Raw genomic sequence first — 24,650 nt, 5'->3', positions numbered from 1 at the left:
GCCCTTGTCGATCTAGGCCGTTTCCGCCGATGAAATCCAGCCCGTTTTCCACAGATAACTTTTTTAAGGCCGCTTGCTATTTCGAGTCGGCATTAGCGGGCTTGGCTTTGCTGTTCGGCTGGTTGGCCGACGTCGATCCGTTTCAGGACTGGTATTTTTCGGAAAGCGCCGTCGCAATCGGGCTACTGGCGACGGTGCCGCTATTGCTGTTGTTTTTTGCGTTGCAACATTTGGCGTATCCGCCGTTGCAAACCATCCGCGAATTGCTGCTGGAAACTCTGGGCGCCAGGTTGAGCGACCGGCATTGGGCCGACTTGCTGGTTTTGGCCTGCATCGCCGGTTTCGCCGAAGAGGCGCTGTTCCGCGGCTTTTTGCAACCATGGCTGGAATTACGCTGGAATGCCGAGCTCGGTTTGCTGTTCAGCAACGTCGTTTTTGCTCTGGTGCACGCCGTAACACCTTTATATGCATTGCTGGCGTTTCTGATGGGATTGTATTTGGGAACCCTGCTGGACTACGGCGGCGAACGCAATTTGCTGACGCCGGTCGTGATACACGCGGCTTACGACTTCGTGGCCTTTGTTGTTATTCTGCGCGATTACCGTAACCGTCTCGACAGGAGCGCTTAATGTCCGCCATCGCCCCAACGCCGTCCGCCGCTTTACGCAGCCATTGGCTGGTCTGCGCCGCCATGCTGCTGATGCTGATTGTTTACAACGTCGTTTGCCAGGTCTGGGGCAATGAGCTACAGATTACGGTCAGCGAAGAACGGCGGGTATTGGTGCGTAGCGTGCTGTACGCCGTCGCGATCGTATTGTTTCCGTTAACCAATCTGACCAAACATATTTTGCTGCGGCTGAACCAGACCATGCCCGGTCCGAAAACGGCGGGGCAACGCTATTTCACGACGATCGCGGTCAGCCAAGCGCTGATCGAATGGGTCGGCCTGTTCGGGCCGATCATGATCGTGCTGGGCGACGGCTTCAACACCTTATACATATTCAGCCTGATGCATGGCTTGGGAATATTCCTGCACCGGCCGAAAATGGCGGAATATCGCGCCATTGCCGCCGCACTTTCGGCGCGAGACAACCGGGGCGAGTAAGTCCTTGACTATTTCCGGTTTTTCGGAACCTCGGTAAAGTTGTACAATGGCTGGCTTATCCACGATTAGCCCCCAGGTGTGATTTATGCAAATCATTCAAGAAGCTCTCACCTTTGACGACGTTTTATTGATTCCCGCCCATTCCAGCGTGCTGCCGCGCGAAGTCGAGCTGAAAACCCAGCTCACCCGCAAAATCAAACTGAATATTCCGCTGGTCTCGGCGGCGATGGACACCGTAACCGAAGCCCGCTTGGCAATCGCCATCGCTCAGGAAGGCGGCATCGGCATCATTCACAAAAACATGACCGTCGAGCAACAAGCGGCGGAAGTCAGGCGGGTAAAGAAATACGAGAGCGGCGTAATCAAGGATCCGATTACGGTATCGCCCTACGTCACGGTGCGGGAAGTCATGGAATTGACCCGGGCCAAAAACATCTCCGGGGTACCCGTAGTCGACGGCGAAGAGTTGGTCGGTATCGTCACCAGCCGCGATTTGCGTTTCGAAACCCGGCTGGACGTGGCGATCAGCCAAATCATGACACCCAAGGATAAACTGGTGACGGTAAACGAATCGTTTACCCATAAAGAAGTCATCGAAAAACTGCATACCCACCGCATCGAAAAAGTATTGGTGGTCAACGATGACTTTCATTTGCGCGGCATGATTACCGTCAAGGATATCCAAAAAGCCAAAGACAACCCGCAAGCCTGCAAAGACGAACAGGAGCGCTTGCTGGTCGGTGCCGCGGTCGGTACCGGCACGGATACCGGCGAGCGGGCCGCAGCGTTGGTGGAAGGCGGCGTCGACGTGATTATTGTCGACACAGCCCACGGCCATTCCCAGGGCGTGCTGGACAAGGTACGCTGGGTCAAACAAAACTTTCCGCAGGTGCAGGTCATCGGCGGCAACATCGCTACCGCGGCGGCGGCCAAAGCATTGGTCGAAGCCGGCGCCGACGGCGTCAAAGTCGGTATCGGCCCCGGTTCCATTTGTACCACCCGCATTGTCGCCGGCGTCGGCGTGCCGCAAATCACTGCGGTCGCCAACGTCGCCGCCGCGTTGAAGGGCACCGGCGTGCCCCTGATCGCCGACGGCGGTATCCGTTACTCCGGCGATGTCGCCAAAGCCCTGGCGGCCGGCGCCTATGCCGTCATGCTGGGCGGATTGTTCGCCGGTACCGAAGAAGCGCCGGGGGAAGTGGAACTGTTCCAAGGCCGCTCCTACAAGTCCTACCGCGGCATGGGCTCGCTGGGCGCGATGTCGCAGCAGCAAGGCTCCAGCGACCGCTACTTCCAGGAAGACACCGACCAAGTCGAGAAATTGGTGCCGGAAGGCATCGAAGGCCGCGTACCTTATAAAGGCAGCGTGTTGGCCATCATCCACCAATTATTGGGCGGCGTGCGTTCCAGCATGGGCTATACCGGTAACAGCACCATCGCCGAGATGCGGGAAAATGCGCAATTCGTGCGCGTAACCAACGCCGGCATGCGCGAAAGCCACGTCCATGACGTGACGATTACCAAAGAAGCGCCGAATTACCATATGAACTAAAACCGGCCACCGCCGGTTTAGGCAGCGGACCGCACCCGGTCCGCTACGAATCGCAACCTTCACACCCCAAGTCAGCGCAATGTCAGAAACTTCTTCGACCCCCTGCAATTTATGCGGCAACCGGCACGTTAGCGTGCTGTCCATGCGTAGCCGAAGCGGCGCGCCATTGCGCACCGTGATTTGCGACCAATGCGGCTTGGTCTGGAGCGATCCGTTCCCGCACGATCCCCGGAAATTTTACGAGGAAGAATACCGGCTGGATTACAAAAAAACCTATGCCCCCAAAGCCAAGCACATATTGCGGGCCGGCCGGGTGGCGATAGAGCGCCACGACAAGATCAAGCATTTGCTGCAAAGCCGCAAAACCATGCTCGACGTTGGCACCGGCGGCGGCGAGTTCGCCTACCTGATGAAGGCTCTGGGCCACGATATTCAAGGCATCGAGCCGAATAAAGGCTATGCCGAATATTCCAAAGCCCAGTACCAGTTGAACTTGCAGGTCGGCTTTGTCCAGGATGGCGACTTTGCCGAAGCCAGCTTCGACTTGATCACCATCTGGCATGTGCTGGAACACACCGAAGACCCGTGTTCCGTGCTCGGCATTTTGCGCAAGTTACTGAAACTGGACGCGACGCTGGTGGTGGAAGTACCGAATGTCGAAGCGGTCTGCCAATCGCCGGCCAGCAGCTTCCACGAAGCGCATTTGTTCAACTTCAACGTGCAGACTTTGCAGAAGATGGGCGAGAAAGCCGGCCTGCGTGCAGTGGGCCATTTGCTGTCGGCAGACGGCGGCAATTTGACGATGTTTTTCCAGGCGGCGGAAGCCCCGTCGGCAGAGAATTGGACTGTGGCCGGCAATGCCGAACGCATCGGCAATATCGTCAAAGGGCATACCAATTTGCGCCATTACATGCGGGCTGCGCCGTATCTACGCTTCGTGAAAAAGTTGCAACGCGCGATTGCCGAACGCAATTTGAGCCAACAAGTCGCCGACAGCAAAGTCTTGCTCGATCAACTTTACCGCGAACATCGGCTGCTGTGACAGCCAACCGCGCTACTTGCCAATTCAAACAGGCCTTAACCGGTTAAGGCCTCTCCAGCATCTTCGAAGGTTAGCCCGTGACAAATTCTGCCGCCGCCAACATCCATTCCGACAAAATCCTGATCCTCGACTTCGGTTCGCAGTACACGCAACTGATCGCCCGCCGCATCCGCGAAATCGGCGTCTATTGCGAGATTTATTCCTGCGACAGTAGCGACGCCGAAGTCAAAAACTTCGGCGCCAAAGGCATCATCCTGTCCGGCGGGCCGGAGACCGTGACCAGCAGCGACACCCCGCGCGCGCCGCAAGCCGTGTTCGAATTGGGCGTGCCGGTGCTCGGTATCTGCTACGGCATGCAGACCATGGCCGAGCAATTGGGCGGCAAGGTCGAATCGTCCGACCACCGCGAATTCGGCTACGCCCAAATCCGCGCCCGCGGCCACTCCAAATTGTTAAAGGAAATCGAAGACCACGTCTCGGCGGAAGGTTACGGCCTGCTGGACGTGTGGATGAGCCACGGCGACCGCGTGGTGGAACTACCGGCCGGTTTCAAACTGATCGCCAGCTCCGACGGCGCGCCGATTGCCGGCATCGCCGACGAGGAGCGCAATTTCTACGCGCTGCAATTCCACCCGGAAGTCACCCACACCAAGCAAGGCGGCCGCATTCTGAGCCGTTTCGTATTGGACATCTGCGGCTGCGCGGCGCTGTGGAACGCCAGCAACATCATCGAAGACAGCATTAACGCGGTACGGGAAAAAGTCGGTAGCGACCAAGTCATTCTCGGCTTGTCCGGCGGCGTCGATTCCTCGGTGGTGGCGGCTTTACTGCATCGAGCTATCGGCGAGCAACTGACCTGTGTCTTCGTCGATACCGGCCTGCTGCGCCTGCACGAGGGCGACCAGGTCATGGCAATGTTCGCTCAGCACATGGGCATCAAAGTCATCCGCGTCGATGCCGAGGCCCGCTACATGGCCGCGCTGTCCGGCGTCAACGACCCGGAACAAAAACGCAAGATCATCGGCGGGCTGTTCGTCGAGATTTTCGACGAGGAAGCCGGCAAACTGACCGATGCTCGGTGGCTGGCGCAAGGCACGATTTACCCGGACGTAATCGAATCGGCCGGCGCCAAGAGCGGCAAGGCGCATTTGATCAAATCCCACCACAACGTCGGCGGCCTGCCGGAAAACATGACCTTGAAACTGGTCGAACCCTTGCGCGAACTGTTCAAGGACGAAGTCCGCAAACTCGGCCTGGAACTGGGCCTGCCCGCCGACATGATCTACCGCCACCCCTTCCCCGGCCCCGGCCTGGGCGTGCGCATTCTCGGCGAAGTCAAAAAATCCTACGCCGACCTGCTGCGCAAAGCCGACGCCATCTTCATCGAAGAACTGTATCGCCATGATTTGTACAACCAAGTCAGCCAAGCCTTCGCGGTGTTCCTGCCGGTCAAATCGGTCGGCGTGATGGGCGACGGCCGCAGATACGACTACGTCGTGGCCCTGCGCGCCGTCGAAACCATAGACTTCATGACCGCCCGTTGGGCGCATTTGCCTTACGACTTTTTGGATTTGGTATCCCGCCGCATCATCAACGAAGTACCGGGGATTTCCAGGGTGACTTACGACATTTCCGGCAAGCCGCCGGCGACGATTGAGTGGGAGTAATAACTTAAAGTTAATTATTTGAATTAATTAACAATTAAAGTTACACAAAGGTTTCGCACAGCAAAAACAACAGCCGCTTTTGCTGTGTTTTTTCCATAAAGCTGCACAAACGCGGAAATGTGCGACACCAGTATCACGCAGTTCGAACCCACCTACCATCATTTGAATGATGGCATAACGATGGAAAACGCATTGGCCTGACAGGTTGATGAAAAACCATTCCAGCCACTAATTGAGCTAGAAGAAGCCTTTATTGAGTGCTGAATCAATCCGATCGTCGGGAAACACGACCAAAGCATTGGCTGGTTTTGGCGCTCAAATAGCGACATTAACAGGGTAGTTAATGACAAAGGAATGACCGGGCGGCAAACATAGTTAACATGGTTTTGGGCGAAAAAGGGCTAGACGGCACATGGAAAAATGCAAGGCATTTATTTTAATTATTCACAAAAAACCACTTGACACTATCGATGCGCAATCATGGTGCGATCTTAGTCTCCAAGCCATGCTTTTTCGCGTGTAAGTTATTGATTTTGAATTAGATAAATTCGTGGCTAAAATCGAGTCAATCTAAGCAAACGCCCCAAAAATTAGGCATTTAGCGGCTTAAAAAACTTTTTATCCCCAGTGTTATCCACAGTTTTTGTGGATAACGTTACAACCTTTTTTGCTGTCAGACACTTAGCTGCAAATGCTAAATTTCCAGTCAGATCTTTGTCTTATTTCCGACACCGTAGCAGCAGTTTTTGACCAAGAGTCTTTACACGGCTGGCAGGTCTTACCTTCGCTACCTTCGGTAAGTGCGCCCCAAAAAAACGGGAAATCTGCAGCGGCGGTTACTCAAGCTTGGGGCAAGTGCTTTATTTTCGATGGCCGGCCACATTTCCAAATCTGCTTGAGTCGTTAATTCCTGAAAACGTAGTGCAATAGCAGGCAGAGGATTCCGTTGAAAAACCAAGCGACTAGAGCCTGCGCCCCAAAAGCTATACAGCAAGCCAATCGACCGAACTATCTTCAAAACAAAGATTAATTGTTACTATCAAGCCAATGAATAGTAGGAACGCTAAATGCCCTTAACCTTACCTCAACTAGAACGCCACCTTTTCAAAGCCGCCGATATCCTACGCGGCAAGATGGATGCCTCCGAATTCAAGGAATACATCTTCGGGATGCTGTTCCTCAAGCGTTGTTCCGACGTGTTCGAACAGCGCCGAGAAGAAGTGATCCAGCTCGAACTCAATGCAGGCAAGCCGCTCGCCGAAGCGGAAGCCTCGGCCGAGAACAAACGTTGGTACAAAAAAGACGGCTATTTCTGGGTGCCGAAAGAGTCGCGCTACAGCTACTTGGTCGACAACTCGCGCCAAACCAACGTCGGCAATCTTCTAAGCAAAGCGCTGGCCGGGATCGAGGGCGAAAACGTCAGCCTCTACGACGTACTGGAGCATATCGACTTCACCCGCAAGATCGGCCAGAGCAAAATCCCCGATATCAAGCTGCAGCAGCTCATCACCCATTTCAGCCTGTACCGGCTGCGCAACGAAGACTTTGAGTTTCCCGACCTGCTGGGCGCAGCCTACGAATACCTGATTGGCGAATTCGCCGATTCGGCCGGCAAGAAAGGCGGCGAGTTCTATACGCCGCGCTCGGTGGTGCGGATGATGGTGCGACTGATCAAGCCCGAACTGAAACACGACATCTACGACCCCTGCTGCGGCTCCGGCGGCATGCTGATCGCCGCCAAGGAATTCGTCGACGAGCATGGCGAAGACGGCCGCAAGGCTAACCTGTTCGGCCAGGAATTTAACGGCACGGTGTGGTCCATCGCCAAAATGAACATGTTGTTGCACGGCATCAGCACCGCCAACCTGCAAAACGAGGACACGCTGGCCGAGCCACAGCACGTCGAAGGCGGCGAGTTGATGCACTTCGACCGGGTGCTGACCAATCCGCCGTTTTCCATCCACTGGGGCAATACCGAGAAAGATGCCGACGGTAAGCCGGCCTGGAAACCCAAATTCGAAGCCGAGCGCTTCCGCTACGGCCAGGTGCCGCTGGGCGCCAAAAAGGCCGACCTGATGTTTCTGCAGCACATGCTGGCGGTCACCCGCGACGGCGGCATGGTAGCCACGGTCATGCCGCATGGCGTACTGTTCCGGGGCGGCGAGGAAAAAACCATCCGCGCCGGCATCATCGAAGACGACTTGCTCGAAGCCGTCATCGGCGTCGCCCCCAACCTGTTCTACGGCACCGGCATTCCCGCCTGCATTCTGGTGTTGCGCCAGCAGGTGCAGAACGGCGCCCACCGCGTCAGCGGCAAACCCGCCGAGCGCCAGGGCAAGGTGCTATTCATCAATGCCGACCGCGAATTTTTCGAAGGCCGCGCCCAGAACTACCTGCTGCCCGAGCACATCGAGAAAATCGTCACGACTTTTGATGAGTTCAAACAAATCGACGGCTTCTCGGCCATCGTCGCCAACGCCGCGCTGAAAGAGAATGACTACAACCTCAACATTCGCCGCTATGCCGATAACGCCCCACCGCCCGAGCCGCACGACGTGCGCGCCCATCTGGTCGGCGGCATACCCAAGTCAGAGGTGGCCTACAAATTCAGTTTGTTCAACGCCCACGGCTTAAATCCGCTAGACCTGCTGGTGGAACGCGACTCCAAGTATTTCGACTTTGTACCCGCCCTCGACAAGCGGCAGGCTCTCAAGCCCGCTATCGAAACCAATGCCGGCTTGGTGGCCAAAGAGGCCGCCATCCGCGCTGCCTTCGAGCAATGGTGGCAAGAACACAGCGGCCGCATCACCGCCCTATCCGGGCAAATGGACAACGCCGCCAGCCTGGTGGCCTTGCGTAACGACCTGCTGGCCAGCTTCAGCCAAAGTCTGGAAACCATCGGCCTGCTCGATCCCTTCCAGGTGCGCGGCATTGTGGCCGGCTTTTGGTACCAAACCAAGTACGACTTCCTCACCCTGATGGCGCGCGGCGCCAAAGGCGTGGCCGACGCCTGGCGCACCAGCATCGTCACCGCGCTGGAAGACAAAGCCAGCAAGGAAAGCCCGCTGGAGCACAAACTGGTCAAGTTCCTGATGAGTGATTTCGTCGAGGCCATCACCGAACTGGAAGCCCAAAAGGCCGAACTGGACAGCCAGATCAAGGCCGCCAGCCCCAAGGCTGCCGAAGGCGAGGACGGCGAAACCGCCGAGGCGGCGGAGGACGAGGCTGACGAAGAAAACGCCGTGGACGAAGAACAGCTCAAAGCGTGGAAGAAAGAACTCGCCGCCGTCAAGAAACAACTCAAGGCCAAAAACGATAGCTTCAAGCAGCACATCGACGACGCAGTGGATGGCCTGACGATGGAAGCCGCTGCCGAGTTGCTGTTGACCATCCTGCATAACGACATGAAAGCCATCGTCGAGCGCTACATCGCCGCACAGCGCAAGGGCATCGTCGCCGCGTTCGAGAACTGGTGGGATAAGTACCGGGTAACGCTGACCGAAATTGAAAGCAAGCGCGATGAGGCAGTCAAGGTGTTGCAGGGGTTTTTGAGCGGGTTGGGATACGTTTAACGGCCGTCGTTCCGGCAGGGATTTCCGGAACCCAGAAGCCATGGATGGTAAGGCTATTCGCATGAATGACTTAAAATTGCTGGTTGCCGCAACCCAATGAAACAACCTGCCGTATACATCCTCGCCAGCCAACGCAACGGCACCTTATACATCGGCGTTACCAGTAATTTAGTACAACGAATTTGGCAACACAAAAACGACCTGGTCGAAGGTTTTACCAAACAGTACCGTGTGCATACCTTGGTTTACTACGAGCTGCATGCCGACATGAACGCCGCAATTACCCGCGAAAAGCAGTTGAAAAAATGGAACCGTAAATGGAAGCTGGATTTAATCGAACACCAAAACCCAAACTGGCGCGATCTGTGGGAGGACATCAAAATGCCCTAATCCGTCGTCCCCGTGAAAACGGGGACCCAGCACGCGCCCTCAACCCTCGCTGGATTCCCGCATTCGCGGGAATGACGACTTCTGTGTTGCAGGGATTCTTGAAGGGGTTGAGGTATGTCTGAGGCATCGCCGTTTCCAACAGCTCAGTTAGCGGATGTGGTAGACATCTTGGACAACCTCCGAGTCCCAATCAATGGGACGGAACGTATGGGCCGTGCGGGCACGGTTCCGTACTACGGTGCGAACGGCTTTCAAGGTTGGATTGACCGACCTCTTTTCAATGAGCCACTCATCCTATTGGCTGAAGACGGCGGAAATTTCGACGACTTTGCTACCCGGCCAATCGCATACCGAATCGATGGCCCGTCTTGGGTCAATAATCATGCTCACATCATCCGGGCAAAAACTGGCGTATGTCAGAGCTTCATTTTTTGGAGCATAGTAAACAAAGACATCCGAAAATACATCGTAGGAGGGACCAGAACAAAACTGACTCAAGGCGAACTCAGACGGATTGAGATCAACCTTCCCATCGAATCTGAGCAAGAAGGAATAGCCAACGTCCTCGACACCCTCGACACCGCCATCCACGAAACCGAGGCGATCATCGCCAAACTCAAGGCCGTGCAGCAGGCCCTGCTTGACGACCTGCTGACGCGTGGCATAGCCGCCAACGGCGAACTGCGCCCCTCCCAGAGCGAGGCGCCGCATCTCTACAAGCAGTCGCCGCTGGGATGGATTCCGAAGGAGTGGGATGTGCGAACGTTGCAACATGTTGCAGATGTTGTTGATCCTCAACCAGATCACAGGACTCCCAGAGAGCAGGAGGAAGGAGCACCTTATATTGGAATTGGTGATTTCGATGACACCGGGGAAATCAATATAACAACATGCAGAAAAGTAATTTGGAGCGCACTGGAAAAGCAGGAGCGTCGCTTCTCTGTAAGGCAAGGCGACATAATCTACGGAAAAATTGGAACCATAGGGCAACCCAAGCTACTTTCAAAAGGTCGCTACGCGCTTACGGCAAATGTTTTACTGATCCAGCCAAAACACAATAGCTCTTTTCTTTTTCACTTCGTCGACTCTCGGCAATTTGAAAAGCAGATATTGGAGGTTACGAATACAACTTCCCAACCCGCCTTGGGTATTGAGACGGTAAGGCTTCTAATCGTCCCATGCCCTCCTGTCGAAGAAGCGGATGCTATTGCAAAGATTTTAGATGCTTCAATGAGCAAACTGGCATGTGAGAGGCGAACACTAAACAAACTGATTAAAAAAAAATCCGGCCTAATGGACGATCTCCTCACCGGCCGCGTCCGCGTCACGCCCCTGCTAGAGGGAACCATCCCATGACCGACCGCCCCGTTTCCCTCACCCCGCCCCCCAGCGGTTACACCGACTGGCTGGCCGAGCTGAAGATGCGCATCCACTCCGCCCAGCAGCGCGCCGCGCTGGCGGTGAACCGCGAGCTGGTGCTGTTGTACTGGCAGATTGGCCGCGACATTTTGGAGCGGCAAGGCCGGGAAGGCTGGGGCGCCAAGGTCATCGAACGGCTGGCGCATGATTTACGCACCGCCTTCCCGGACATGAAGGGCTTTTCCCGCGCTAACTTGATGTATATGCGCGCTTTTGCCGAGGCTTGGCCGGAGCAGGCAATTGTCCAACAGCCTGTTGGACAATTGCCTTGGGGCCACAATCTGGTGTTGCTCAGCAAATTAAAAAACGCAGAACAACGGCTGGCTTATGCCCAGCGGGCCATTGAACATGGTTGGTCCCGTTCAATTCTGGAAATGCAGATCGAAACCCGTTTTCTGGAACGTGAAGGCAAGGCGGTTACCAACTTCGTCCAACGTATCCCCCCGCCGGGCACGGATTTGGCGCGGCAGTCACTAAAAGACCCTTATTTGTTTGATTTCTTGCGTTTGGGCAAAGATGCCGACGAACGGGAGATCGAGTCCGGCTTGGTGCAGCACATTACCCGCTTTCTTCTGGAACTGGGCGCGGGCTTTGCCTTTGTAGGGCGGCAGGTGCATTTAGAAGTAGGCGGCGATGATTTTTTTATTGACCTGTTGTTCTATCACCTGAAATTACGTAGCTATGTGGTGATTGAGCTGAAGGCGGATAAATTTAAACCCGAGCACCTTGGGCAATTGAGCTTCTATCTCACCGTGGTGGATGCCCAGGTTAAGAACGAGCACGACAACCCGACCATTGGTTTGCTGCTGTGCAAAAGCAAAAACAAGGTGGTGGCCGAATACGCTCTGCGCGAGAAAAACCAGCCCATGGGTATTGCCGAATACAAACTGCTGGAATCGCTACCGGCGGAACTGCAAACCGGCCTGCCCAGCATTGAACAAATTGAACGGGAACTGGGCGCTCTGTCCGATGAGCCCGACACGGAGAACGACTGATGGGCTGGGAACTCGACGATGTAGAAAAACCTTTCGTGGCCCAGTTGCAGGCGCTGGGTTGGAGGCATATCGAAGGCAGCCTGGACGACCCGTCGGTCACGGGCCGCACCGGCTTTGCCGAGGTGATTCAGGAGAGTTTGCTGCGCGAACAATTGCGCGCGCTGAATCCCGGGCCTGACGGTTTGCCCTGGCTGGATGAGGCACGGCTGCAAGAAACCGTTGCCGCCATCACCCGGCTGGGCACGCACAAGTTGATGGAGGCCAACGAAAAGGCCACCGCTTTATTGATCCGTGGCCTGACCGTTGAAGGTCTGCCCGGCTGGGACGGAGGCCGCGGCCAGACGATTCGCTACATCGACTGGGACACCCCTGCCAACAACCGCTTCACGGTGATTAACCAGTACCGCGTGGATTGCCCGCCCGGCTTCAACAGCGCCAAGCAGTTCATCGTGCCCGATCTAGTGCTGCTGGTGAACGGCATCCCGCTGGTGGTGGCGGAGTGCAAAAGCCCATCCATCCCCGAGCCGCTGGCGGAAGCGGTGGATCAACTGCGGCGCTACAGCAATCAGCGCAAGGCCGCCTTCGAGGTGGATGACAACGAGGGCAACGAGCCCTTGTTCGCCACCAATCAGTTGTTGGTGGCCAGCAGCTTCGACGAGGCTAGGGTGGGCTGCGTGGGTGCGGCCTTCGAGCATTACGCCCAATGGAAGACCGTGGTCGGCCCGGATGGCGCGGGTTCGGAACTCGAGGTGGCTCACGGTTTGGGTAAGTCCGCTCTCTCCGAGCAGGAGCGTTTGATTGCCGGGCTGTTGACACCTGCCCATCTGCTGGATGTGGTGCAAAACTTCATGTTGTTCATGCAGGCGGGCGGGCAAACCATCAAGACGGTGTGCCGCTATCAGCAATACCGGGCCGTCAACCGCGCCCTGGTTCGACTCAAAACCGGCCTGACGCGACGACAACATGGCGAACACGACCAGCGCGGCGGCATCATCTGGCACACCCAGGGCTCCGGTAAATCGCTCACCATGGTGTTTCTGGTGCGCAAGATGCGCGCGGATGCGCAGTTGCGGCGCTTCAAGGTGATCGTCATCACCGACCGCAAGGACTTGCAGGGCCAGTTATCCGCGACCGCCACGCTGACCGGCGAAGTAGTGGACGTGGCCGAGAGCACGGCAGGCGTGAAGGAGTTGGCGCGGCGTAAAGGGCCGGGACTCATTTTTGCCACAATCCAGAAATACCGTGACTCCGACATTGCGGGCGATGCGCCACTGACAGCCGACGATTTGCCAAAAGTAGAACAACCGAAGGCCGGTTATAAAGCCGACGAAAAGTTCGAGGTACTGAACGAGGACGACAGCATCCTGGTGCTGGTCGACGAAGCCCACCGCACCCAGGCTGGCGACCTGCATGCCAACCTGCTGGCAGGGCTGCCCAACTGCGCGCGCATCGGCTTCACCGGCACGCCGATCATCATGGGCGAGAAGAAACGCACCCATGAAATCTTCGGCGAGTTCATCGACCGTTACACCATCAAGGAAGCCGAAGCCGACGGCGCCACGGTACCGGTTCTGTACGAGGGCCGCACGGCCAACGGCGCGATCAAGGACGGGGCCAGCCTGGACGAGTTATTCGAGGATTTGTTTCGCCAGCACACGCCCGAGGAACTGGAGGCGATCAAGCAAAAATACGCCACCAAGGGCCACATTTTCGACGCTCCAGCGCTGATCGCTGATAAGGCACGCGACATCATTCGCCACTACGTCACCAATATCCTGCCGAATGGCTATAAGGCGCAGGTGGTGGCTTACAGTCGCCTGGCGGCAATCCGCTACTTCGAGGCCTTGCAGCAGGCGCGTGACGAGCTTCTGGCTGAAGCGCAGGCTCTTTCCACCGAAGACAAGGGGCTGGATGACGAGGCGCTGTGCCAACGTCCAGCCAAGGTTCAGGCGCTGGTGCAGGCTTGGCGCTACCGCGACACGCTGGCCCGCATCGAATTCGCGCCCATCATTTCTGGCAGCAACAATGACGACCCGGCCTGGAAGCGTTGGACAGACGGCACGGCGCACGAGCAATTGCTCAAACGCTTCAAGAAGCCTCTGTTGCTGGGTGATAGCAAGGGAGCCAAGCCGGAGAAAACCGACCCATTGGCCTTTTTGGTCGTGAAGTCGATGTTGTTGACCGGCTTCGATGCGCCCATCGAAGGCGTTATGTATCTGGACCGACCCATCCGCGAAGCGGAACTGCTGCAGGCCATTGCTCGCGTCAACCGTACCGGCTTTGGCAAACGTTGCGGCATCGTGGTGGACTATTACGGCGTGGCGCAACATTTGAAAGAAGCATTGGCGGCTTATGCCGATGAAGACGTGGCAGGTGCACTGGCCAGCCTGAAGGACGAAGTGCCGGTACTGCGCGACCGGCATCTGCGCGTGGTGGACCTGTTTCGTCGGCATGGCATTGAATCGCTCGATGACGCCGAAGCCTGTGTCGAGGCTTTGGGCAGCGAGAAGTTGCGCGCCGAGTTCGCGGTCAAACTCAAAGCCTTTCTGGCATCGTTGGATACCGTGCTGCCGCGCCCTGAAGGCTTGCCGTATTCTGGCGACGCCAAGCGTCTGGCTTACATCTATGCGCGTGCCCGAAATCGTTACAAGGACACGCCGGTATTGGGCAAGGATATTGGCGCCAAGGTACGCAAGCTGATCGACGACCACGTGATTTCGCTGGGCATCGATCCAAAAATTCCGCCGATTCAGCTAAGTGATGCGGAGTTTGATAGCCACGTGGCGCGTGCCGCCAACGACCGCGCCAAGGCTTCCGAAATGGAGCACGCGATTCGCTCGCATATTCGCAAGCACACCGACGAAGACCCGGTGCTGTACCGCAAACTCTCGGAACGCTTGAACGATATCCTGAAAAACTTGGGCGAACAGTGGAATGAGGTCATTGCGCAACTGCAGAAAATCATCGACGAGCTGCGCACCGGTAAGGCGGGAACTGCCGATGCCCCCAGCGACTTGCCCGAGCATTGTGCGCCGTTTTTGCGTACCGTCCTGGATGTGGTTTCTGCTGGTCAAACACCAACGGCAACTGAGTTACTGCGCCTGAAGGATGTGACCGTGGAACTCGTAAACCTATTGGTGGATGAGTTGAAGGCTAACCCGAAGATTTGGAGCCCCAGCAAAATGCCAGACCAGGAAAATCTGCGTGATGGCGTGCTTTTCGAGCACTTGATGCGCCTGCGGCCACCGTTGGTAGACACCGACAAGGCCGGCGTGCTCGCAGACAAGTTGATGGAGCAGGCACGCGCCAGTCACGACAAGCTGGTGCAGGTGTAGAGCAATGCCGGCACCTCTAAAACCAACCGACCATCGAATGGGCAGCTTATCCGTTGCGGCAGAGCGATGCATTCAGGTGGACGATTTGCAGTTTGCGATACGGCGCAGCGCCAGACGCCGGACCATGCAAATCACGGTCGAGCGAACGGGGGAACTGATACTGAGCGCGCCACCGGATGTTGGCATTAGCCAACTCCGTGACTTTATTATCGAGAAACGCTTCTGGATCTACACCAAGCTGGCCGAGAAGGACCGATTGCAACGCCAGGTGCCACGCAAGGAATTCGTCAATGGTGAGGGTTTCTTATACCTAGGACGCAGCCATCGACTGAAATTGGTCGAACACCAAGATGCCCCGTTGAAACTGGCAAATGGCCGCTTCGCACTACGCCAAGATGTGCAGGATACAGCACGGGAGCACTTCATCCGCTGGTACAGTGAGAGAGCCCGTGTTTGGTTGTCCGGCCGCGTCGCCGACTACCAGTCTCGCATGGAGGTCGCTCCTGCTGGCGTTAAGGTTCAGGACCTCGGCTATCGCTGGGGCTCTTGCGGAAAGGGCGACTGGCTGTATTTTCATTGGAAGACCATCTTGCTGCCAGCCCGTATTGCCGAGTACGTGGTCGTCCATGAAATTGCTCACTTGCACGAGCCACATCACACCCCCGCTTTTTGGTTACGCGTTGAGCGTGCAATGCCCGATTATTATCAGCGCAAGACCTGGCTGGCCGAACACGGAATTGATGTTGAGGGGATATAAAACATGGCGGAATATTTCGCCATTGACCATTTCAAGCTGCTGAATAAGTGGAAGGCGCTGTCTGCGATTTGAATACCTGACTGGCATCTATTGGAATATCCCTAAATCGTCACTCGCTCCCTTGGTAGAGTTGAATTGGGAAATAATGAAAACCAAACGTCGATCATTAACCCTGCAAGAAATCGCCGACGTAATCGGCGCAGACCAAGCCCAACATTTGATAAGCCAGATCGGCGGCATCACCCACTATTTCCCGGATAATTGCCAACAGGGGCGACATGTGGCGCTAGATCAGATCGTTTGGGAGGCAATGTGCAAGCATTTTGCTGGCTGGGTTTACATTCCCAAGGGCCACGCCAATCGATTGGACGCAAGAAATGCTGAAATCAGGAAAAAGCGGGCCGCAGGCGCAGGGATTGTGGACTTGGCCATCGAATACAGCTTAAGCGATAGGCAAATCAGGACTATTTGTGGTGGGGACTTCGCGTCGAAAATGCCAACAGTTGAACTTGGGCGAATGCCTTAGTGTTGATTGATATATTCGAAATTCGCTTACTATCTGCTTACCGAAACCATTCTGGCAACAAAAAAGGCTTAGGTCGTAAAACCTAAGCCTTTGTTTTGTCTGGTAGCGGGGGCAGGATTTGAACCTACGACCTTCGGGTTATGAGCCCGACGAGCTACCAAGCTGCTCCACCCCGCGATTGATATGCGTGCATTATACAACCGCCAAAAAAAATAGCAAGCAATAAACATGCAAATCGGATTGGGCTTGATACTCCGCTATAGGCACTTTTCGTAATTTCAGTGAGGCGTGAAGCTTTACGGCTGCCTTCTTCATTGCTCGATGTTCTCGATGGCCGGTTATTCCGCCGAGAAAAGCGGCGCGATTCGCCTTAAAATCGCGTTACTTCGATTGGCCTGGCGGCCTTCGAAACCCAAATAACGCTCGTCTTGATCCGATAACGCACGCGCCTGGAGATTACCGTGGCTATAGGTCCGACATCCACACACACAACGACAGCAGTCTCGGAGCCGATTATCTCGGTGCACGGCGTACACAAAACCTACGCCGGCGGTTTCCAGGCCTTGCGCAACATCGATCTGGAGATCCGGCGCGGCGAGATTTTCGCGTTGCTCGGCCCGAACGGTGCCGGCAAGACTACGCTAATCGGCATTATCTGCGGCATCGTCAATCCGACTTCGGGAAGCGTGGTCGCCGCGGGCTACGATATCCGCAAGCATTATCGCGCCGCGCGGGCGGCAATCGGCCTGGTACCGCAGGAATTGCATACCGATGCGTTCGAGTCGGTCTGGGCGACCGTCCGCTTCAGCCGCGGCTTGTTCGGCAAGCCGCCCAACCCGGACTACCTGGAAAAAATTCTGCGCGCGTTGTCGTTGTGGGAAAAGCGCGACGCCAAAATCATGGCCTTATCCGGCGGCATGAAACGCCGACTGCTAATTGCCAAAGCCTTATCCCACGAACCGGAAATCCTGTTTCTCGACGAACCCAGCGCCGGCGTCGACGTGGAGCTGCGCCACGACATGTGGCGGCTGGTACGCGAACTGCGCGAGCAAGGCACAACCATCATCCTGACCACGCATTACATCGAAGAAGCCGAAGACATGGCCGACCGCATCGGCGTCATTAACAAGGGACAGCTAGTCGTGGTCGAAGACAAAACCGCGTTGATGCGCAAGCTGGGCAAGAAAGAATTGGCCTTGACGCTACGCCAGACTTTAACGGAATTGCCGGCGGAACTGCATGCCTGGCCGCTGACCCTGTCCGGCGACGGCCAAACTTTGGTTTACACCTTCGACAGCCAGACCGAAGAAAGCGGAATCGCCGAATTACTGCGGGCCTTGAACCAACTCGGCATCGATTTCAAAGACCTGCGTTCCAGCGAAAGCTCGCTGGAAGATATCTTCGTCAGCCTGGTCCAGCAAGCCCAAGGAGTTAAGCCATGAATTTTTACGGCATCCGCGCCATCTACCATTTCGAAATGGCCCGCACCTTTCGCACACTGGCCGAAAGCATCGCCGCACCGGTGCTGACCACCTCGCTGTATTTCATCGTCTTCGGCCGCGCCATCGGCTCGCGAATGGGCGAGATCGACAGTGTCGGCTATGGTGCCTTCATCATTCCCGGCCTGGTGATGCTGAATCTGTTAAACGAGAGCATCTCCAACGCCTCGTTCGGCATCTACATGCCGAAATGGTCCGGCACGATCTACGAACTGCTGTCGGCGCCGGTATCGTGGATCGAAGTGTTGTTGGGTTATGTCGGCGCGGCCGCCACCAAATCGGTGATGCTGGGGCTGTTGATTCTCGGTACCGCGCGGCTATTCGTACCCTACCAGATTGCGCATCCCGGCTGGATGGTCGCATTCTTACTGCTGACCGCCGTCAGCTTCAGCCTGTTCGGCTTCATCATCGGCCTGTGGGCGGACAGCTTCCAGAAATTGCAAGTGGTGCCGATGTTGGTCGTCACGCCGCTGACCTTTCTCGGCGGCGCGTTTTATTCGATCAACATGCTGCCGCCGCTATGGCAGAAAGTCACGTTGTTCAATCCGGTGGTTTACCTGATCAGCGGCTTCCGCTGGAGCTTTTACGGCATTGCTGATGTCGACGTGGCAATCAGCTTAGGCATGACCTTCGGCTTCTTGCTAATCTGCCTGGCATTCGTCTGGTGGGCGTTCAGGACCGGTTACAAGATCAGGAATTAAGCCGAATCGGTTGCGCAGAGCGCTATGGCTTCCGGTTTCATTGGCGCGGGCTTGGCGACGCTGGCTCGCTTAATCGCGACGATACGCCGAGCCATTGGTCGCTGTACGCGCAGCCGCTGCTGTTTCGAGGCAGGTGCGGCGATTTTGTTTTTCGGGGCACTGGCGCAACAGCCGGCCCTGCAAGGCGATGCATTTCAAGCCATGCAGGAGCTGGCGGCACTCGGTTACCGCATCCCCAGCGCTGAGCAGCCGTTACGGGTGTTCCCGGCATTGACCGGCGGCGAGTTCAGCGGCCGCCATGCCGGAGCCTGGCGCCCCGGCAGCATCTATTTACGCGAAATAACCCAACCCGGTTTCTCGACATCGGCATACTTACGCCACGAGCTGTTTCACGAAGCCAGTTACCGCACTTGCAACGGCCGCCTGCCGGAATGGGCCGAGGAAATGGCCGCGATGCGTTTTAGCGGCGAACTGGCCGGCCGCGAGCACGAACCGCAACCGAACGCTGCCGACCTGGAAAACCTGATCAGCCATATTCGGCAAAATTCGGCGCTGGACCGGAGCGACCGCGATTTGTTGGGGCGTCTGGCGTTGCATTACGAGTGGCCTTCCGCAATCTGTAACCCACCGGAAACGCTGAGCCGCCTATTGGGCGCGCCCTTTCCCGCAGCCGGCTCCGGTTACTTGTTGGCCAGCCTGGTTTCCGGTCGGATTTTGGAAACCGGCGGCGATGTCGCTACGCCGCTACCGCCCGGCTCGTTATTGAAAATTCCCTATGCCGCGGCATTGAGCCAAGCCAATCCGCAAATACTGGCCGACGAGTTGGCCGCCAGCGATACCGATAAATTAGGGGCGCGGCGGGCCCAATTTAGCCCGGAGCGTTACCGTTTATTGCTATCCCCAATCAAACAGCAAAGCCTGACGCTACAGCCGCCCGTTACCGAACAGGACTGGCGGGCTTATCTCGGCGAACGCGGCGCCGACGGCGGTTTCGCGCTCGAAGCCTCATTGCCGGAACTGGCCTTAACGCTGCGGGCCGCCCTGTTGTCGCAGCCCGATTATTTCCAAGGCCTGGTTCGCAACGGCGCCACGCCGAACTCGACGCTGGCCGGCATCGACGCTGCCGACAAACAGACCTTCCGTAAGCTGAAAGCGTTGGCCAAAACCGGTACGGTATCCAGCAGCGGCGGCCAACCCTTAGTCGGGCATTTAATGGTCGCCTGGCCGGCCGAACATCCGGTGTATCTGGCCGTTTTTCGTCAATCGGGCAGCAGTGGCGCCGCGCTCGCCGCCAAAGCCGCCGGATTGCTGCGCGATTGGCAGCGGCGGTTTCCATCCCGTTACGCGGCCGTGCGGGTACATGTGCTATCGGCAACCGATCCGGCCAGTTGGCAGGCACACAGCGAATGTCCGGAACTGGAAGCCGGCTCGGCGCGCATCAGTTTGTGCGGCCATTTTTACATTACCTCGACTGCCCGCGGCAGCCGCTCGGAACGGCGAATAAACGGTATCTTGCATCGATCCCCAGCAGGCGGCGCGACCGTATTGGAAACCGATGCCGAAAGTTATGCCGACGCGGTACTTGCCGCCGAGGCCCAGCACCTGGCCGGCCCGGCGCGTGACGCGTTGCGGGCCGTAATCGTTTGGAACGGCAGCCGCGGCGGACACCGCCACGCCGAAACCCGCTCGGTATGCGATACCACCCATTGCATGGTATTTCTCGGCGAGGCATTAACCGGCCCAGCCCGGCACGGCCACACTACCGATGCAAAGTTACTGGGTCTATTGGACGAATTGGCCGGAGACCGCGACTGGCTGGCGTTTGCCAACGGCGGCGCACAACGCTGGCAACGGCAAATCCCGCTCGCGGAGTTGCAGCGACTTTTCGCCGAACAGCAGATTTTTGACATTCGCCGGGAGCGGCGCAAAGACGGAGCCTTATACGTGCGCATGGTCTACGCCGATTCGGACGAGGCCTTGGCCTGCGAAGTATTTCGCAATACGCTGAAACTGCCGTCGTGCCCGGATTCGATTCAATCCGCAGACAACCAAAGCTGGTTATTCCAAGGCATCGGCGCCGGCCATGGCGAGGGCTTATCTATCGAAACCGCCCGCGAACTAGCCGAAGCCGGGCGCAGCGCGGAACACATTTTACGGGATGCTTACGCTATAAAAACTGCCCGCTAAGCGGCTGGCGTCTAGCGGGAAATTCCGCCCTACCGCGGTTAAGCTACTTGGTTTACTCACCGTGCCGGCCATGCGGGCGGGCTGCTTGTGTGGATTCTTCGCAGTTGTCAAAGCGAGCTTAGGCAAATTAATTTCCCGGCAACCAGCCATCTGGCTTCCGCTAACCGCCCGTTAGCGCTCGCTGCGTGGCTCGATTGTAAGCCAAGCCGAATCATAAACTCGATGGCGGTTAAAAATTGCATGTCGGTTTTACCGGTCTTTGTTAAAATAGCCGAGCATTACGGAGTGTAGCTCAGCTTGGTAGAGCACTGCCTTCGGGAGGCAGGGGCCGGAGGTTCGAATCCTCTCACTCCGACCATTAAATCAATGGCTTAGCACAAATTATAGTGTCGATGCCAGGGCTGTACGGAATTTATACGGAAACTCACCTCAATTGAGCGCCTCGTTTTCTCCTAATTAAAAAGCCACTGTCCTGAGTAAGCTTTTTAAGTCAGCACTCAGCTATTTCCCCTGAAACCGAATTTGCCAGAACACACAAAGCTTCGACTGTTTTTGACAATTCTGTAGATAGTCCATTCTGAAGCCGGCAGTCAAAAATCTTCGCTAACGTCTGGTAATACCACAGAGTATCTTCCTTACCCGTATTAAAATCTCGTCGCCGAAAGTCCGAAAGTCATTCAAAATCGCCCTAGCGTTGTAAAGCTTATCTGCGCAAGACACCAACAAGGTATTGGCGGGGGGGCTTGAGATGCGCCAAATAGGTACGCTTGCAGGTGTGCCAATCGGGCTTTACACCATTACTATCTGGCGCGCCGTCTGTGTAACCTTCGACAATGGTCGCAACGCGCTCGCCGAACGCTTCCCGGATTAAATCCCGCCGACGGTTTGCCTCGTCGGTAGTCTCGGCATCCTCTACGGCGTCATGCAACAAGGCAGCTACCGCCGCATGGCAGGCTTCCAGGGTAATCGCGACTTTAGCTGCCAGCACTTTGCGACTGGCCCAGTCCACGACCGCCGTTAAATACGCGAATCCTTTGGCCAGCGGGATGTAGGTCGTATCCAACGCCCAAACTTGATTGGCGCGATGGATGGTCATGCCGGATAGATTTCGTGACGTGGCGTCTTCTTGCTGGTATTGGGCTTGCAGTACACCGCTTCGATGCCCATTGTCTTCATCAAAGTTTTCACCCGCTTGCGGCCGATCGGGATGCCTTGCAGATTCAGCTGATCCTGTAACTGGCGAGCTTCCATAGCGCTATACCAGTACCAGAGCTTTATTCTTCAAACTCGTCAGCCACCGTCTCGCCGTCTCCGCCACGAGCAGCGATGATCTCGTCGTACAACCTCACCAAGTCCGCTTCCAGGGTTACCACTTCTTCCGGAAGATAGTTATTGAATAAGCGGTTGATAAACGCTAAATGCTCCGGATAAGTCCGTTCGTATAAAGCCCGGCCGGTCTCCGTCAAGCGAATAATCTGACTGCGGCCGTCTTTTTTCGAGGCAGTCCGCTGCACCAAGCCTTTATCCTCCAGCCGGGTGACGACGCCGGTTAACGTACCTTTGGTAATCAGCGTCTGTTCACCGAGTTTTTTTGGTGTCATGCCGGGCGTATCGCCCAACGTGATGATCACATCGAATTGCGGTAAGGTCAGGTCCAGCTTATGGACGTGTTTGGCGGCGTAAGACAAAAACGTTTGATGGGTCTTTAATAACTGGCGAAGTACGGTTGGAAATGTGGATGTAGTCGACATAAGGCAAAAAGAAAATTGTTCTAATTAGAATCGGATGGTAGCCGCAAGCGGCATCTCGCTCAAGTAAAAACCGCTCCAACATTGCAAGCCAAGCGATATAAGGACACGTCGCCTATTCATGGCGGATTTCCGGGTTTCCGCTTCTTACTCGGCATGGCTGCGTTCGAAACCGTCGAACAAGGGCCATTCCAAGTTCAGCATGGCTGAGCCGAGCATATTGTTGGCCGAATAATTTTCGTTCCCCGGCGGATTGGTATGAAAATCCTCCGATATTGGTTACTCAGGCCGCCCTTCCGTGAAACCTTGGGCCAGAATTCGGCTCTGGCTTTTTTAATTCCGCTTCACGTGCCCGCAGCCTTGGGCGGCGCTATCGCCTTGCCTTGCATCAATTCGTCGATCTGATTTTTATCCAGCGTTTCCCATTCCATCAAAGCTTGCGCCATGTTGTGCAGAATATCGACATGCGCCTTGAGGATGGTTTCGGCGCGTTGATAATTCCTGGCCAGCAAGCGGCGGATTTCTTTATCGACAAACAGGCTCATTTGTTCGGACATCGGCTTGGATGAGCCCGGATAGCCCCCATCAAATTCGCCGCAATCCATCGGCCCTAAACGGTCCGAAAGCCCCCATTTGGTGACCATGTTACGGGCCAGCTGGGTGGCACGCTGGATGTCGTTGGAGGCGCCGGTGGTGACTTTGTTCTTGCCGTAAATCAACGCTTCGGCGATCCGGCCACCAAACAAGCTGGAAATTTGGCCTTCCAGTTTGTCCTTGCTGGCGCTGTATTGGTCGCGTTCCGGCAAGAACATGGTAATGCCCAAGGCCCCGCCGCGCGGCATGATGCTGACTTTATAAACCGGGTCGTGCTCGGGCATCAGGCGACCGACAATGGCATGACCGGCTTCGTGGTAAGCGGTCATCAACAGATCTTCCCGACACATGATCATGGTGCGTTTTTCAGCACCCATGATGGTTTTGTCGCGGGCTTTATCCAGGTCGGTCATTGTCACTTGCCGCTGGTTGTTGCGGGCGGCGAACAAAGCGCCTTCGTTAATTAAGTTGGCCAATTCGGCACCGGAAAAACCAGGGGTGCCGCGTGCCAGATCGTTGATATCGACGTCAGCAGCCAACGGCACCCTGGCGGCATGAACCTTGAGGATTTGCTCGCGGCCCTTGATGTCCGGCAAGCCAACCTGCACTTGGCGATCGAAGCGGCCCGGCCTCAGCAAGGCTTTATCCAGCACGTCGGCGCGATTGGTGGCGGCGATAACTATGATGCCCTCGTTACCGCTGAAGCCGTCCATTTCCACCAATAGCTGGTTGAGGGTTTGTTCGCGCTCTTCGGTACCCCCCATATTACCGGGACTACGCTGCCGGCCGACCGCGTCGATTTCGTCGATGAAGACGATGCAAGGCGCGCGTTTCTTGGCTTTTTCGAACATGTCCCGCACGCGGGACGCGCCGACACCGACGAACATTTCAACGAAATCCGAGCCGGAGATCGAGAAGAACGGCACACCTGCCTCACCGGCTATGGCCCGGGCCAATAAGGTCTTACCGGTGCCGGGAGGACCAACCATTAAGACGCCGCGCGGGATTTTGCCACCCAGAGCTTCGTATTTGCCGGGATCTTTCAGAAAATCCACCATTTCCGCGACATCCTGCTTGGCTTCCTCGACCCCGGCCACGTCCTTGAAACGGACCTTGATCAGGTCTTCGCTCATCAATTTGGCGCGGCTTTTGCCGAAACCGTTTTGGGCACCGGCGCCAAGTTGCTGCTTGCGCATGAAGTACACCAATACCCCGATTAATAACAACGTCGGCGCCCAGGCATAAAAGACTTCCATCAACGGCGACTGTACCTCCGGTCTCTGGACCTTGATCTTGACGCCATATTCCAACAAGTCGTCGATCATTCGCGCATCGCCGGGATTGTAGGCCGTAAAGCGGGTTCCGTTATGGCGCAGACCATTGACAGAGCGACCATCGAGCACCACTTCGGCAACGGCCTTGCCGCGCACATCCTGGATAAAATCCGAGTACGACAGGTCGTTTTGTGCATGGTAGGCAGGCGCAGTAGGGTTAAAGACGGCAAACATCACGACCGCGATGCCGGCTAGTACCAGCAGCGGGATAAGCATTTTTTTCATGG

19 protein-coding genes and 2 tRNA genes are annotated in these 24,650 nt (G+C 56.3%); 16 read left to right on the top strand and 5 right to left on the bottom strand.

From position 1 onward, the window contains the following. Positions 1 to 29: 29 nt before the first annotated feature. The 12 genes from MKFW12EY_RS00230 (at position 30) to MKFW12EY_RS00175 (ending at position 16,360) form a co-directional block, all read left to right on the top strand. The gene (locus MKFW12EY_RS00230; protein ID WP_054759207.1) at positions 30 to 629 is read left to right on the top strand and encodes a CPBP family intramembrane glutamic endopeptidase; all 600 of its coding nucleotides are present in this window, start codon (positions 30 to 32) and stop codon (positions 627 to 629) included. Next, a complete protein-coding gene (locus tag MKFW12EY_RS00225; protein WP_054759209.1) occupies positions 629 to 1,105 on the top strand; it encodes a hypothetical protein in 477 nt (158 codons plus the stop codon). The genes MKFW12EY_RS00230 and MKFW12EY_RS00225 overlap by 1 nt, the downstream gene beginning before the upstream one ends. An 85-nt stretch (positions 1,106 to 1,190) precedes the next feature. Beyond that, positions 1,191 to 2,657 carry an IMP dehydrogenase gene (guaB, locus tag MKFW12EY_RS00220; protein ID WP_221053795.1) on the top strand — a complete coding sequence of 489 codons (1,467 nt, stop codon included), beginning with the start codon at positions 1,191 to 1,193 and terminating at the stop codon, positions 2,655 to 2,657. 79 nt (positions 2,658 to 2,736) lie between these two features. Continuing rightward, positions 2,737 to 3,699, top strand: coding sequence for a class I SAM-dependent methyltransferase (locus MKFW12EY_RS00215; protein WP_245006397.1), 963 nt, complete (start codon positions 2,737 to 2,739; stop codon positions 3,697 to 3,699). A 77-nt stretch (positions 3,700 to 3,776) separates the two neighbouring features. Next, positions 3,777 to 5,366, top strand: coding sequence for a glutamine-hydrolyzing GMP synthase (guaA, locus tag MKFW12EY_RS00210; protein ID WP_221053794.1), 1,590 nt, complete (start codon positions 3,777 to 3,779; stop codon positions 5,364 to 5,366). Between the two features lie 1,067 nt (positions 5,367 to 6,433). After that, positions 6,434 to 8,938 (top strand): type I restriction-modification system subunit M, encoded by a 2,505-nt coding sequence (locus MKFW12EY_RS00205; protein WP_054759213.1) that lies wholly within the window; start codon positions 6,434 to 6,436, stop codon positions 8,936 to 8,938. 96 nt (positions 8,939 to 9,034) lie between these two features. Continuing rightward, on the top strand, positions 9,035 to 9,328 hold the full coding sequence (locus MKFW12EY_RS00200) for a GIY-YIG nuclease family protein (protein ID WP_054759215.1): 294 nt from the start codon (positions 9,035 to 9,037) through the stop codon (positions 9,326 to 9,328). A 114-nt stretch (positions 9,329 to 9,442) separates the two neighbouring features. Beyond that, a complete protein-coding gene (locus tag MKFW12EY_RS00195; RefSeq protein ID WP_221053793.1) occupies positions 9,443 to 10,684 on the top strand; it encodes a restriction endonuclease subunit S in 1,242 nt (413 codons plus the stop codon). After that, positions 10,681 to 11,742 (top strand): PDDEXK nuclease domain-containing protein, encoded by a 1,062-nt coding sequence (locus tag MKFW12EY_RS00190; RefSeq protein ID WP_221053792.1) that lies wholly within the window; start codon positions 10,681 to 10,683, stop codon positions 11,740 to 11,742. Before MKFW12EY_RS00195 ends, MKFW12EY_RS00190 begins: the two co-directional genes overlap by 4 nt. Next, positions 11,742 to 15,077: a type I restriction endonuclease subunit R gene (locus MKFW12EY_RS00185; protein WP_221053791.1), complete on the top strand. Its 3,336-nt coding sequence runs from the start codon at positions 11,742 to 11,744 to the stop codon at positions 15,075 to 15,077. The genes MKFW12EY_RS00190 and MKFW12EY_RS00185 overlap by 1 nt, the downstream gene beginning before the upstream one ends. A gap of 4 nt (positions 15,078 to 15,081) precedes the next feature. Continuing rightward, a complete protein-coding gene (locus MKFW12EY_RS00180; protein ID WP_221053790.1) occupies positions 15,082 to 15,834 on the top strand; it encodes a M48 family metallopeptidase in 753 nt (250 codons plus the stop codon). A gap of 145 nt (positions 15,835 to 15,979) precedes the next feature. Next, positions 15,980 to 16,360, top strand: coding sequence for a Mor transcription activator family protein (locus MKFW12EY_RS00175; protein ID WP_157199179.1), 381 nt, complete (start codon positions 15,980 to 15,982; stop codon positions 16,358 to 16,360). Between the two features lie 100 nt (positions 16,361 to 16,460). Here MKFW12EY_RS00175 and MKFW12EY_RS00170 read toward each other — a convergent pair. Then, positions 16,461 to 16,537: transfer RNA gene (locus MKFW12EY_RS00170), tRNA-Met, on the bottom strand. A 284-nt stretch (positions 16,538 to 16,821) separates the two neighbouring features. Between MKFW12EY_RS00170 and MKFW12EY_RS00165 the strand changes: the two genes are divergently transcribed. From MKFW12EY_RS00165 to MKFW12EY_RS00150, 4 genes are all read left to right on the top strand, one after another. Further along, the gene (locus tag MKFW12EY_RS00165; RefSeq protein WP_245006396.1) at positions 16,822 to 17,802 is read left to right on the top strand and encodes an ABC transporter ATP-binding protein; all 981 of its coding nucleotides are present in this window, start codon (positions 16,822 to 16,824) and stop codon (positions 17,800 to 17,802) included. Further along, complete coding sequence (locus MKFW12EY_RS00160) at positions 17,799 to 18,560, top strand: ABC transporter permease (protein ID WP_221053789.1); 762 nt, start codon at positions 17,799 to 17,801, stop codon at positions 18,558 to 18,560. Before MKFW12EY_RS00165 ends, MKFW12EY_RS00160 begins: the two co-directional genes overlap by 4 nt. Positions 18,561 to 18,584: 24 nt before the next feature. Next, a complete protein-coding gene (locus tag MKFW12EY_RS00155; RefSeq protein ID WP_245006395.1) occupies positions 18,585 to 20,747 on the top strand; it encodes a hypothetical protein in 2,163 nt (720 codons plus the stop codon). 281 nt (positions 20,748 to 21,028) lie between these two features. Then, positions 21,029 to 21,105, top strand: a tRNA-Pro gene (locus MKFW12EY_RS00150). A 345-nt stretch (positions 21,106 to 21,450) separates the two neighbouring features. Here the strand turns inward: MKFW12EY_RS00150 and MKFW12EY_RS00145 are convergent. The 4 genes from MKFW12EY_RS00145 to ftsH form a co-directional block, all read right to left on the bottom strand. Next, positions 21,451 to 21,843, bottom strand: a complete 393-nt coding sequence (locus MKFW12EY_RS00145; RefSeq protein WP_221053788.1) for a DDE-type integrase/transposase/recombinase — start codon at positions 21,841 to 21,843, stop codon at positions 21,451 to 21,453. Next, positions 21,840 to 21,998 carry an IS3 family transposase gene (locus MKFW12EY_RS00140; RefSeq protein ID WP_157199182.1) on the bottom strand — a complete coding sequence of 53 codons (159 nt, stop codon included), beginning with the start codon at positions 21,996 to 21,998 and terminating at the stop codon, positions 21,840 to 21,842. The genes MKFW12EY_RS00145 and MKFW12EY_RS00140 overlap by 4 nt, the downstream gene beginning before the upstream one ends. Positions 21,999 to 22,021: 23 nt before the next feature. Beyond that, positions 22,022 to 22,435, bottom strand: a complete 414-nt coding sequence (locus tag MKFW12EY_RS00135; RefSeq protein WP_245006394.1) for a MarR family winged helix-turn-helix transcriptional regulator — start codon at positions 22,433 to 22,435, stop codon at positions 22,022 to 22,024. Positions 22,436 to 22,839: 404 nt separating this feature from the next. Further along, positions 22,840 to 24,648, bottom strand: coding sequence for an ATP-dependent zinc metalloprotease FtsH (gene ftsH / locus MKFW12EY_RS00130; RefSeq protein WP_221053787.1), 1,809 nt, complete (start codon positions 24,646 to 24,648; stop codon positions 22,840 to 22,842). Positions 24,649 to 24,650: the final 2 nt, after the last annotated feature.

Source organism: Methylomonas koyamae, from assembly GCF_019669905.1.
GTDB lineage: Bacteria > Pseudomonadota > Gammaproteobacteria > Methylococcales > Methylomonadaceae > Methylomonas > Methylomonas koyamae.
This window is presented reverse-complemented; position numbering and strand designations above follow the sequence as displayed.

What these genes read in the sequence shown, in the direction of transcription:
- MKFW12EY_RS00155 (WP_245006395.1), top strand. Translation starts at nt 18,585, where the DNA reads ATGGCTTCCGGTTTCATTGGCGCGGGCTTGGCGACGCTGGCTCGCTTA.
- MKFW12EY_RS00195 (WP_221053793.1), top strand. Translation starts at nt 9,443, where the DNA reads ATGTCTGAGGCATCGCCGTTTCCAACAGCTCAGTTAGCGGATGTGGTA.
- MKFW12EY_RS00225 (WP_054759209.1), top strand. Translation starts at nt 629, where the DNA reads ATGTCCGCCATCGCCCCAACGCCGTCCGCCGCTTTACGCAGCCATTGG.
- MKFW12EY_RS00180 (WP_221053790.1), top strand. Translation starts at nt 15,082, where the DNA reads ATGCCGGCACCTCTAAAACCAACCGACCATCGAATGGGCAGCTTATCC.
- MKFW12EY_RS00205 (WP_054759213.1), top strand. Translation starts at nt 6,434, where the DNA reads ATGCCCTTAACCTTACCTCAACTAGAACGCCACCTTTTCAAAGCCGCC.
- MKFW12EY_RS00185 (WP_221053791.1), top strand. Translation starts at nt 11,742, where the DNA reads ATGGGCTGGGAACTCGACGATGTAGAAAAACCTTTCGTGGCCCAGTTG.
- MKFW12EY_RS00200 (WP_054759215.1), top strand. Translation starts at nt 9,035, where the DNA reads ATGAAACAACCTGCCGTATACATCCTCGCCAGCCAACGCAACGGCACC.
- MKFW12EY_RS00140 (WP_157199182.1), bottom strand. Translation starts at nt 21,998, where the DNA reads ATGGAAGCTCGCCAGTTACAGGATCAGCTGAATCTGCAAGGCATCCCG.
- MKFW12EY_RS00215 (WP_245006397.1), top strand. Translation starts at nt 2,737, where the DNA reads ATGTCAGAAACTTCTTCGACCCCCTGCAATTTATGCGGCAACCGGCAC.
- MKFW12EY_RS00160 (WP_221053789.1), top strand. Translation starts at nt 17,799, where the DNA reads ATGAATTTTTACGGCATCCGCGCCATCTACCATTTCGAAATGGCCCGC.
- guaB (WP_221053795.1), top strand. Translation starts at nt 1,191, where the DNA reads ATGCAAATCATTCAAGAAGCTCTCACCTTTGACGACGTTTTATTGATT.
- MKFW12EY_RS00145 (WP_221053788.1), bottom strand. Translation starts at nt 21,843, where the DNA reads ATGACCATCCATCGCGCCAATCAAGTTTGGGCGTTGGATACGACCTAC.
- MKFW12EY_RS00230 (WP_054759207.1), top strand. Translation starts at nt 30, where the DNA reads ATGAAATCCAGCCCGTTTTCCACAGATAACTTTTTTAAGGCCGCTTGC.
- MKFW12EY_RS00190 (WP_221053792.1), top strand. Translation starts at nt 10,681, where the DNA reads ATGACCGACCGCCCCGTTTCCCTCACCCCGCCCCCCAGCGGTTACACC.
- MKFW12EY_RS00175 (WP_157199179.1), top strand. Translation starts at nt 15,980, where the DNA reads ATGAAAACCAAACGTCGATCATTAACCCTGCAAGAAATCGCCGACGTA.
- ftsH (WP_221053787.1), bottom strand. Translation starts at nt 24,648, where the DNA reads ATGAAAAAAATGCTTATCCCGCTGCTGGTACTAGCCGGCATCGCGGTC.